At 48.4% G+C, this 11,358-nt stretch carries 11 protein-coding genes; 7 read left to right on the top strand and 4 right to left on the bottom strand.

Features of this window, described 5'->3' with window-relative positions; translation table 11 throughout:
- The 6 genes from OXH00_07660 to OXH00_07635 all read left to right on the top strand — a co-directional run.
- The coding region (locus OXH00_07660) for a hypothetical protein (protein ID MCY3740880.1) at window positions 1-430 on the top strand (430 nt) is incomplete at its 5' end.
- A gap of 50 nt (window positions 431-480) precedes the next feature.
- The gene (locus OXH00_07655; GenBank protein MCY3740879.1) at window positions 481-1,887 is read left to right on the top strand and encodes an aldehyde dehydrogenase family protein; all 1,407 of its coding nucleotides are present in this window, start codon (window positions 481-483) and stop codon (window positions 1,885-1,887) included.
- A 99-nt stretch (window positions 1,888-1,986) separates the two neighbouring features.
- Window positions 1,987-2,226 carry a hypothetical protein gene (locus tag OXH00_07650; GenBank protein MCY3740878.1) on the top strand — a complete coding sequence of 80 codons (240 nt, stop codon included), beginning with the start codon at window positions 1,987-1,989 and terminating at the stop codon, window positions 2,224-2,226.
- Entirely contained in the window at window positions 2,226-2,456 is a 231-nt protein-coding gene (locus tag OXH00_07645; GenBank protein ID MCY3740877.1) for a DUF2283 domain-containing protein, read from the top strand. Before OXH00_07650 ends, OXH00_07645 begins: the two co-directional genes overlap by 1 nt.
- 26 nt (window positions 2,457-2,482) lie before the next feature.
- Complete coding sequence (locus OXH00_07640; GenBank protein MCY3740876.1) at window positions 2,483-3,982, top strand: sulfatase-like hydrolase/transferase; 1,500 nt, start codon at window positions 2,483-2,485, stop codon at window positions 3,980-3,982.
- 42 nt (window positions 3,983-4,024) lie between these two features.
- Window positions 4,025-5,113 (top strand): membrane dipeptidase, encoded by a 1,089-nt coding sequence (locus OXH00_07635; GenBank protein MCY3740875.1) that lies wholly within the window; start codon window positions 4,025-4,027, stop codon window positions 5,111-5,113.
- Window positions 5,114-5,133: 20 nt separating this feature from the next.
- Here OXH00_07635 and OXH00_07630 read toward each other — a convergent pair whose 3' ends face one another.
- Window positions 5,134-5,442, bottom strand: a complete 309-nt coding sequence (locus OXH00_07630; protein ID MCY3740874.1) for a nucleotidyltransferase family protein — start codon at window positions 5,440-5,442, stop codon at window positions 5,134-5,136.
- Window positions 5,443-6,040: 598 nt separating this feature from the next.
- On the opposite strand from OXH00_07630, the gene OXH00_07625 reads away from it, so the two are divergent.
- Window positions 6,041-6,388 (top strand): STAS domain-containing protein, encoded by a 348-nt coding sequence (locus tag OXH00_07625; GenBank protein ID MCY3740873.1) that lies wholly within the window; start codon window positions 6,041-6,043, stop codon window positions 6,386-6,388.
- Window positions 6,389-6,417: 29 nt separating this feature from the next.
- Here OXH00_07625 and OXH00_07620 read toward each other — a convergent pair whose 3' ends face one another.
- Genes OXH00_07620 through OXH00_07610 form a run of 3 tightly spaced genes read right to left on the bottom strand, consistent with a single transcriptional unit; the run spans window position 6,418 to window position 10,644 of the window.
- Window positions 6,418-7,743 (bottom strand): DUF4159 domain-containing protein, encoded by a 1,326-nt coding sequence (locus OXH00_07620; GenBank protein MCY3740872.1) that lies wholly within the window; start codon window positions 7,741-7,743, stop codon window positions 6,418-6,420.
- 8 nt (window positions 7,744-7,751) lie between these two features.
- A complete protein-coding gene (locus OXH00_07615; GenBank protein MCY3740871.1) occupies window positions 7,752-8,321 on the bottom strand; it encodes a DUF1854 domain-containing protein in 570 nt (189 codons plus the stop codon).
- A 1-nt stretch (window position 8,322) separates the two neighbouring features.
- The gene (locus OXH00_07610; protein ID MCY3740870.1) at window positions 8,323-10,644 is read right to left on the bottom strand and encodes an ABC transporter ATP-binding protein; all 2,322 of its coding nucleotides are present in this window, start codon (window positions 10,642-10,644) and stop codon (window positions 8,323-8,325) included.
- Window positions 10,645-11,358: the final 714 nt, after the last annotated feature.

The following is an 11,358-nucleotide window of genomic DNA, read 5'->3' as shown; positions in this document are numbered from 1 at the left end:
TACTGATGCCGAGACAGGTGAGGTCTTCAAAGTTGATCCAGCTACTGGCGAAACCCTTGGACGCTATCCGATACCTGATGGCGGCGGCACACACGGTATCGAATACGACCACTACGATGAAGGGCATCTCTGGGTACAAACACTCAAGAATCAAGTCACGCATAAGGTCAGAATTTCCGACTGGTCTGTGCAAAAGACGCTGCCGTTACCACACGGACGTGGGCACGGTATGGTTCGTGTTGAAGATGGGCTTTGGTCTACCCATACCTCTGATAGGGTCATCGTCAAACTCGACCTTAAAGACGGCACGCCGCTTGATGTGATTGAGGTACCTGAAGACTGCCCAGAACCGCACGGTTTATCCCTCTACGGCGACAATTTCCTCTACTGCGATGCCGCCTCTGGATGGGTGGCGAAAATTATATGGTAGTAGACAAAGTAGTAGGCACACTCCGCTGTGCCGTAACCCAATAGCAAACCATGATACACATCCCAATTCTGCGCGCCGGACGTTCTTACAGAAGCCTGAACACCGTCCGCGTGTCACATATCAAAACGGGCGACCCTTTGGTAGAGGTGAGCCAAGCCAATCGCGGCTTGATCGCAAAGGATCTCGTTGACATAGCGCTCCAGAAAGAGGCACTCGCACAACGTCCTATCACCGAATTGATCTCTATCTGCAAGGAGGCAGCACGCCTTTTCTCAACAGAGACGCTGCCACTTGATGGCACCGAGCAATCGCCAACGGACTATATCCAACAGGTCTCTGGGACAACCGGCTTACCTGAGGTGCTCTGTCAACAGAATTTGCTCAAGATTCAAGGGGTCATGGAGAATATAGAGACAGTTTTAGATGGACTCACCCGCGGCTTGGATTTACAACTCCTTGATACCGGATGGGGTATCCAAGATGGACGCACATTGAGTTATGTCTGTGAAACGGATTCGCTCGGTGCTATCCTACCGAGCAATTCACCCGGTGTGCATTCACTATGGGTGCCTGCTATCGCTTTGAAAGTCCCCGTTGTGCTAAAGCCGGGACGCGAGGAACCTTGGACCCCCTACCGCATCACACAGGCGTTTATCGCCGCAGGTGCGCCGCAAGAGGCGTTCAGCTTCTATCCAACCGATTATTCCGGTGCTAATGAGATCCTATCCCGATGCGGACGTTCTATGCTTTTCGGTGGTGGTTCAACCGTCGCGCCGTGGGTAAACACGCCGCGCGTCGAAATCCACGGACCCGGACGCAGCAAAATCATCATCCACGAAGGTGAGCAGAACAACTCAGAGCAGTACCTCGATCTCATCGTAGAATCGGTCGCGAAAAACGGTGGCAGGTCTTGCATTAACGCCTCTGGTGTATGGGTAACAGCGAATGGACGCGAAATCGCTGAAGCGTTAGCAGAACGCTTGGCACGCATCGAACCGAAACCGCTGGATCACCCAGAAGCCGGAATCGCAGCGTGGGCAAATCCGAAAGCCGCGCACGGCATCTCGTCGCTCATTGACCGACACCTCAAAGAACCGGGGGCAACGGAATTAACAACCGGTGACCGAGTCGTAGAATTAGATGGCTGCACTTTCCTCAGACCGACTGTGATATGGTGTGAAGATGCAGAACATCCATTGGCAAACACCGAATTCCCGTTCCCGTTTGTGAGCGTCATTGAAGTGCCATCAACGGCGTTAGTCGAAGCCATCGGTGCGACCCTGGTTGCTACCGCAATTACAGACAGTACAGCACTTACGCAAGACCTCATCGCAACACCCCGTATTGACCGACTCAATTTAGGAGCAATCCCGACGAATCAAATCTCTTGGGACAGTCCCCACGAAGGCAACTTGTTCGAGCATCTTTACAGGCAACGCGCCTTCCAGTTTGAATAGTATTTTCTCCGTACGATAGCGATGAGTTTCTATTGGAGCACTTAAGATATTCTTCTTTCAGAATGATTGCTTGGGTTTAATTGAGGTTACCGCAAAAATTTGAAATCAACGCAATGCTTTCTACATGTCCGACGACGACCTGACCGCGTCAGAATCAAAACTGAATGGATTGAACAGACCATCGCGGATCCTGTGTATACAGAAATACAGGGGGATGGGAGAATAAGAAAATGGAAATGGATTCCAGAAGAGGATAAGTTTCTCAGAGTGATTCTGCTTGCGGATGGAGAAACAGTTCATAATGCTTTCTTCGATCGAAATTTTAGAGGAAGTTCATAATGAAAGTAAAATATTTTCATGACACTGCTACAGCACTTATTGAGTTTTCAGGGCGTGCCGTTGCTGAAACAAAAGAAATTAACGAGAATATTTACATAGATTTAGATGCTAAGGGGAACCTTGTTGCGATAACTATTGAACACGCTGACTTACAAGCGAATTTACCCGATTTGTTTTATGAGCAGATAGGTGAGCCAGAATCCCAATCACTTTTGCATGAAAAAACTTGATTCTTTCAACGTTTGGTATCGTAATTATGACTGATAACCCGAATGTCATTCTCATCTTCGCAGACGATCTCGGACGCGGTATGCTCAGCTGCTACGGACAGCAACATTTCGAGACTCCGAATATCGACCGCCTTGCAAACCAAGGTATGAGATTCAACCACGCCTACGGTTGCGCATTCTGCGCGCCATCCCGTGCCAGCATGCTGACGGGGATCCACGATTGCCACCAAGGAACATGGACATATACCCAAGGTGGACTCTACCACAGATTGAGTGCCGGTGAACTAACACTGGATCAAATTACAGAGTTGCTACATACGACCGGACTCCAAGCCGGTCCCGATGATGTTTTCTTGGCACAGATCGCTGAAGAAGCGGGTTACGTTACAGGACAGATCGGGAAACTCGAATGGGGTTTCGCTACAACCGGGGCACGTATCCGTCGCCACGGTTGGCAGTATCACTACGGTTATTACGACCATCAGCGTTGCCACGGTTTTTACCCACCCTATCTCTTTGAAAACGGGCAAACCACGCCTATCCGAGGCAATACACACGCCGATTGTGCAGTGAATCCAAATACAGAATCTCCTGAAAATATGGAGTTTCGCAGAAATCGGCAAGGGAAGGCGGTATATTCTCAGGACATTTTCAACGAGAAAATCATTGAATTTCTCCGTACCCATCACGATAAACCTTTCTTCCTCTATCATCCGTCCCAGTTGCCACACGGACCAATCGCTATTCCTGACATCCACCCCGCAGTGAAACAGGTTTCGGCGTTGACAACGTATGAGAAAGAGTACGCCTCCATGATCCTAAAACTTGACGAAACCGTCGGGATTATCTTGGACGAACTCGAACAACTTGGAATCGATGACCGCACGATGATTGTCTTCTCCGCTGATAACGGACACGAAGTGTATTACCGCCAACAAGGACGAACGACAGGGCGGCAAGTGGATTTGGAAGGTAACCAATTTGACGACATCACAACGAAATTCTATTCGGAGACCGGTGGCGATGTGTTCAACGGAAACGACGGTATGGGCGGCTTGAAGTGGTCGAGTTGGGAAGGCGGCACACGCATCCCTTACATGGTACGCTGGCCCGGAAGGGTTACACCTAACAGTGTCTCCGACCACATGCTCACGAACTACGATCTAATGCCAACGCTCGCTGACTTCATCGGCGCCGAGATGCCACAAGACAAAGACGGCGTATCGTTCTTACCAACGCTGCTTGAAAGGCATGAAGACCAGCAGCACCACGAATGGGTCATATATGCCTCTCGGCTCGGGCCAGCACTCGTAACAGCAGAGGGTTGGAAACTACGGTATATCAACCGTACGGACAGTTTTCAGTTATATCATCTTCCCAATGACTATCGTGAAGAAAACGACCTTTCAGCCGATCACCCTGACCTCGTTACCCGACTCAGTGGATGGATGCGCAATGCATGCGATGGTGATTATCAAAACGGCACACCCGGAGCACATCTCGCCGCATATCCAGAGAGTAACTAACTCGGTTTTTCCCTATTTCAATACACCAAAAAAGGAGTCTTTATGCTCATTGTTGATGCACACCTTGACTTGTCAATGAACGCCTTACAAGGCAACCGGGATTTGTTGAGCTCTGCCTATACAATCCGCACCCAAGAAGCACGCACATCTGGTAAAGGACGTACCGAAGGCACAGTTGCACTCCCGGAGATGCGTCAGGGACGGATTGCCCTGAGTTTCGTTACCCTATTTGCCCGCTCCACTGGTAGACCCTCTCCGCATTCCGATTTCGCTTCGCCTGCCCAATCCTACGGCATTGCACAAGGACAACTCGCTTACTACCGCGCCTTAGAAAGAATGGGATACGTCCGCATCATCACGGACCGCGGACAATTAGACGGACACATCAACGCTTGGCAGACGTGGGAGAACACAGCGATAGGCGACGCAAGCGACTACGATAATGCACCACCTTTAGGATTTGTAATTAGCATGGAGGGTGCCGACCCGATTCTTCATCCGACACAATTACAAGATTGGGTTGATGGCGGGTTGCGACTGATAGGACTGACGCACTACGGTCCCGGAAGATACGCCGGTGGAACAGGCACAGAAATCGGATTGACAGAACTCGGCCCGCCTTTGCTCGCTGAGATGGAACGTTTAGGCGTTATTCTTGATCTCACCCATTGCTCAGATCAGGCATTCTGGGAGGCATTAGATCACTACAACGGCTTAGTCCTCGCCAGTCATAATAACTGTCGCGCACTCGTTCCGCATCAACGCCAGTTCAGCGACGCACAATTACGTGCAATCTTCGAGCGGGATGGGGTCATCGGTGCTGCTTTTGATGCCTGGATGCTCCAACCCGGTTGGATTACTGGTGAAACGCCGAACGACAAGGTCACCTTAAACAACGTCGTTGATCACATTGACTATGTTTGTCAATTGGCGGGGAACACTCGGCATGCCGCTATCGGCACGGACTTGGATGGTGGCTATGGACGTGAGCAGTCCCCCAGTGATTTGGACACCATCACCGATCTCCAGAAGATACCCGGCATAATGTCAGCCCGCGGCTATAACGACGACGACATCGCCGCAATTATGCACGGCAACTGGCTCCGATTCTTACATGCCGCATGGGATTAGGACAATTCGTAGAATCTGTTCTATTGGACATAGACAATACTTTCCCTTATAGATTGAGCGACATGCGGATTCCGAATCCCTTGAAGTCCACCCAGGGTAAGAACATTCACTGGTTTACTGAGGAGTTCTTCGAGATAATCAGCAAAATCCATGAATTCAAAACCTAATGGCGTTTCAAATTCGACGATGATGTCAATATCACTGGCTTCAGTGTATGTGCCTTTAGCATAAGAACCAAATAAGCCGATCCTCTTAACGCCATACGCCTCAGCAAGATATTCGGATTTTTCAGCAAGGATGTTTGTGATTTTTTCCGTTGTTAATGTCATCTGTTTTACCTCGAAACTCTTTGGGATGAGAGACACGATACAAATTATTTTATAGTAAATTCCAAAAATAAATACACACTTTCAGTTTCCCCCGGTAGGTTCGGTTTCCTAACCGAACCGATGCTGAGTGTATAAATAATTACGGAATCTACTATAACTCAAATTGCTACTAACAAATTTTGAACGTTCCAATCAGGTTTTTTCAGGCATTCTTGCCACCCCGTAGGGGTGCTATGTCTATAAATAGATGATAACTTACGTTAGACATAGCAAATTCCAGAGAAACACAAGAACTTATGCGAATACCTATACGCATCTCTATGTACATATCGCGTTTTCTGTCGCAGATCTCCCACCTGAAGAATGATCTATAGCACAGCGTGGCTATGCCGAATAGTGTATATGTCTCTAAATTTTATAGCAGTTTTCTATCGTCAATTTATATATTGATATTCAGTTCAATTTTGTGCTACAATTCCTAATGGTGCAGACATTTAAGAGATTTAAGAGTTACGCAAATTCATGTATCTGTTTAAGTCTGAACCTGATTCAACCGCGTAATGGGTAGTCACCGAGAAAGAAGACAGAGGGAGAACACATGCAAGTCAATATTCAAAACAAAAATTTTACGCTTTTAGAAATTCAAGGAAGGGTTGTCGGGCAAGATGCACTTATACTTAAAACTATGCTTGAAGAACATATTCAGCAGCTCGCGACACAGGAAGGAACACCTACACTGATTTTTAATATGGCAAAAGCCCAGACAATGGACAGTGCCGGATTAGGGGTTCTTATCACTTCCAGCACCCAGATTAAACAAAACGGTGGACGGACGGCACTCGTTAACGTCAACAAAGGCATCAAACGCATGTTGATCCGGACGAATCTGACATCTCTGTTCGACTTCCCCAAGAACCTCGCAGATGCGATAGCCAAGAGCTTCTAATTACACAAAACTTGGGAAACAAATAACACTCACTCCATATATTTTGTCCTATCCGTGTTGCCACCATACTTTAGCGCGTAAATCAGTAGGTTTGACATGAACCGATAGACATCCGTGGAACGCCGGAGTCGTAGCATCGTGCGACTCTCAATCTCCGCAGTCTCCATCGCGCACATATAATCTTTCCGATTGTAAACCACTGCCAACCGATTGTCAATAATAATCCCTTTCTGAAAACGGAATTGCGTCGGTTGTGCGTTGTTCTCATTACCCCAGAACACATCGCCACCCGTCGGTGGTTTCGGTAAGTGGTAATGGATACTATAGATTTCGTGATCATGCGGTAGAATCTCAAGTGGATATTCTGGAAAGATTTGCCTCAGTTCATCAGCGACAATATGTGCGAAAAGCCCATTGAAACCGCAATCGTCGAAAAACAGCATACCCCGTTTCTCAACAATATATTCCCGAAGCGCTGCGCGTTCTTCTGACGTAAAACCCGTCTGCAATGGACCGTCTTTTGCAAGCTGACGACTTACGGTAATATCTTTATCATGCCCTGTCATAATAATAAGCGGGGCATCCAGGATCTGAGGATCCGTGAGTTGTAGCGCGCCTCCTGCAAAATCCATATCCGCGCGAATCGGGGTGTGATCCTCTAACCACTTGATGAGTGACGGGATCGCAGTCGGGTCCTGCCACCAATCTGAAAGCGAGTGTTTGAGCCGAATCAGGCGGATATGTCCGCGAATCTCGTTGCCTGCCCCTTCAAGAATACCACCCAATTTTTCTTTCGGTATTTTCACAGAATGTCGCAACGCAATATCAGCCCCATCGCCTAATCCGCCTGTCGGCAGCGACCCATCAAGAAATTCTGTGAATCCAGTGTCGGCTACCCCTGTTTCTCTACTTCTAATGGTAGGCGGTCCTGCTCTTTCGATCATCGGTGTCCCACCCCCAGACGGAGCAGTTGTGTGTGTCGATGCAGTATTCGGGGTCTCGACATTGGAGAGTGTAGGAACATCCGCGACTTCTAAAGGATCCAACGCCTCATCAAACTTTGGCACTTGCCGCATGATAGTCGTCTGTTTTTGCGGCAGCTGCCGTATATGTGATACCTGCGTCGGTGTGCGAGGCGTGGAAACCTCTGTTGTGAGTATAGGATTGGCGGTGACAGTTCGATGGGTCGGACGGATTTCCAGCTCCGTTTGGGTTGGATTGAGTTTAACGAGTGTCGCCTCAAACGCTTCGTTATCCAATATCCTCTGTTCAGATAACAACAACGCCACAATTAGGGCAAAGAATAGATGTAATCCAATTGAAGCAGTAACTGCCTGAAAACGTCTCTGTTTCATTTTTATCTTTACAGATGCCGCTGAATTTGCTGATAACTCTGCGCATCTAACTCCCGATAGTCCGGAATATCGTACCGATTCCCGCGTACATCCGTCACAAAAAGCCGAGCTGGCGGTAGCTGTTTGATGTTCTGATTCAACCCACGCACCGAGAACGTTATACGTCCGCGTTCCGTTTCAACTTCCCATTCATGGATCCCGAATTGTTCCTTCACGCGATGAATCTTCTGAATCGTCGGTGTGAAATATCGCTTATCCAGTTCCTCTTGTAGAATTTTCAGACTCTCCGGGGCAAGTTCTGATGGGTTCACGAGGATGCCGATCTCGGTATCTTCGTCGGCAGCAAGTGAAATATAACCGTCAGGATTGCTAAGCGGCATAAGCCGCCGCACCACTACGCGCAGATAACAGGCTTCATCCTGAATCTCGAGCCGTGCTGTCTCGACTTCAGAACGCGTAAACGTAAGCTGGGCTGCATCCAAATAACGCGGCGTAAAGTCATCTGATTCAGACAACTCCGATTTTGGCGTGTCCTCTGTGGTGGTTGTGTGCTGTTTCTCAGTATTTCCGTTTTCCATCTTACCCCTCTACGGCTTGTGCTTGTGCACGGACATTCGCGGCTTCCCTTTGCGTCTCTACAAGTTTGTAATAGATACCCTGTTGTGCCATGAGTTCCTCGTGAGAGCCGCACTCGACACCTTTCCCCTTTTCGATGACAAAAAGCCGATCGGCGTTTCGGAGTGTTGAAAGTCGGTGTGCAATCGCAAACGTCGTCCGGTTCTGCACAAGCCTGTCAATCGCTTGCTGAATTTTTTTCTCTGTCTCTACATCCACGGACGAGGTGGCTTCGTCGAGAATCAGGATGCGTGGGTTGTGCAAAATCGCCCGGGCAATTGAGACGCGTTGCCGTTCACCGCCGGACAGGCTCCCACCGCGTTCACCGACTTCGGTATCATAACCGTCTGGGAACTTGACGATGAATTCCTGTGCATTCGCCGCTTTCGCGGCTGCGATGATATCTTCCATAGAAGCATCCGGATGCGCGTAGGCGATATTCTCGGCTATAGTGCCACTGAACAGATACGGATCCTGTAGCACGACCCCAATCTGTTGTCGCAAATCCTTAAGGTTAATCTGCTTAACATCCTCGCCATCGATTTCTAATTGCCCAGAATCCGGTGTATAGAACCGACAAATTAAATTAATAAGCGTTGACTTCCCCGCACCAGAATGACCGACAAGTCCGATCATCTCTCCGGGTTGGACATGTAAGCTAATGTCCTTGAGTACCGGCTTGTGTGATTCATAACCAAAAGTCACGTTATGGAATTTAACCTCACCCGTGATGTTCGGCATCGCTTTAAGGCTACCATCATCTAACTGCTCCGGTTGCGAGTCTATGACCTCAAAGAGTCGTTCCGCCGCTGTCATTGCGCGCGAAGCCCAATTGATAAGCGGACTAAAATAGCGTAACGGTTGATAAAACATACCAAGGTAACCGAGAAAAGCGAACAAGGTTCCGAGCTGCATGGGGCCGGTAATAATATCAAGTCCACCGGCATACCAAACGATGAGCGTTCCGAAGTTGATAGCAAACAACAAAGGTGGGTAATAAGTTGCCCAAACCATCTCAGCATAGGTCTCATAGTCCCGTGTATCTACATTAGCAGTCCCAAATCGGTTAACCTCACCCCGCTGTTGTCCGAAGGCGCGAACGACCCGAATACCGGATACGGAGTCATTGACGACATCGAAGAGTTTTGAGCGGCGACGCCAGGCGCGATGCCAAAGGCTTCGCACTTTCTTCCAAAACCAACCCGCACCCAAGACGATTATCGGAATTGGAATTAAGATAAAGCATGCCAATTTCCAATTCATCAAGAAAAGCATACCCCCAATCCCAAAGAACATAAACATCTGCACACTGAGAAACGAAAGTCCTTCTAACATGAAGTCCTGAAGTCTCTCGCTATCTTCCGTAACGTGTGAAATAACCGTCCCCGTTGTGCGCTTGTCGAAAAATCGGATTGATAGATTGTGAAGATGTTGGTAAACATGTGCCCGGATATTTGCAGCAATACGGAACGTCAGCCAAGCCCCCAGGCGTTGTTGGAAAATTGAAAAAATTGTGCTGGTAACCATTATCGCTAACAGCATGCCTACAGCCACGGATAAAGCGACAGTGAGCGGTTGAATACCCCTGAATATTTCACCCAACCACGTCTCTGATGCTTCTGACACGGCGTTAGGGGCTTCGCTTAACATCAAGATATCATCAACAAGGATGCGTGTGAAATACGGAGGTGCTAATGCAATGAGTGTTCCAAAGATAAGGAATATAATATAGAGGATTGCCCTACCACGATACGGGCGTATGTAAGACAAAATCCGTAACATCACCTTGTGCTTCTTGGTACATGCCGGACAAGGTGAGAACTCGTCTGGTAACAGGAGTCCGCAATTTTTACAGGCGTGATCCTCAGGCTTATAGTCCCAAATCGGGGCTTCATCGCGTTTACCGTCTCGGAACTCAATCTCGTCCCCGATGAATCGCGCGACAAACCCGAATTTCGCCGCATACCCGTTGGAATACCGGATAAGGTCAACTGTCCCTTCTTGCGTTTCTAACACTAAGAGACCCGCATCTACCACGACTTCAGCGCGGATACCCAACACACTTTTATAAGGGATATAGTGAAGCACATCACCCTCACCCGTTACGGTAAATATCGCTGCATCTGTCAGCACGAACCACTCTTCGCCGTAGCTACCTGTTGAACTTATATCGCTTTGAACAGCAAATCGGATTTGTCCTGTCGGTATATTCAGGCTTTGTAATGTTTGTTTAAGTGAATCAGGCAGCGCGTCAAGCGTGCCCGTTGGCGTCTCTGCAGTTGCCATTCCTTCTTTGTTCCCCCGTGCTTACTTCCCGGGTGTGCGTGCGTCCGGATATTTCCAAAGCACTTTACGATCAATAGATTTCCAACGTCTTGAATCAACGCGTTGGACGGCAAATATCTTCCGACCACACCTGCACCGTATATCGTGAACATGCCCATTTGAGCAGGTCTGTCTCTTTACAAAATCAATACTCTCTTGATGCACGCCGTAACCGTGCCTACATGAATAACAAACCAAGTACATAATATCGAAACCCAGTAGAGGCGGTTTGATGAAGTTTAATTATTTAAATCAGTAACCCTGATTTCCCCAAGCCCGGTAGGTGCGGTTTCCCAACCGCACCATAAGTGTCAATTTTAGAAAAATAACCGTCGCGACCTCCAGGCCGGTAGGTTCGGTTTCCCAACCGAACCGGATTTTACATAGAAACCTTAAAGACTTCAAAAACCTCTTGAATCCCGTAGGGATGGTATCTCTGTAGAAAAACGGAACTCACAGACCTAAGCCCCGTAGGGGCGGCATTTGTAGAGACATTCCTACAAAATACCGTGAAAAATCGCTAAATTGACACCTATGGTGCGGTTTCCCAACCGCACCATAAGCGTCAATTTTAGAAAAAACAACCGTCTCAGCCCCAGGTCCGGTAGGTTCGGTTTCCCAACCGAACCGGATTCTACGCGAAAACCTTGAAGACTTCAAAAACCCTCTTCAGTC

The organism is Candidatus Poribacteria bacterium (genome assembly GCA_026706025.1).
Lineage (GTDB): Bacteria > Poribacteria > WGA-4E > WGA-4E > WGA-3G > WGA-3G.
Note: the sequence above shows the minus strand (reverse complement) of the source record. Positions and strands in the feature narration are given on the sequence as shown.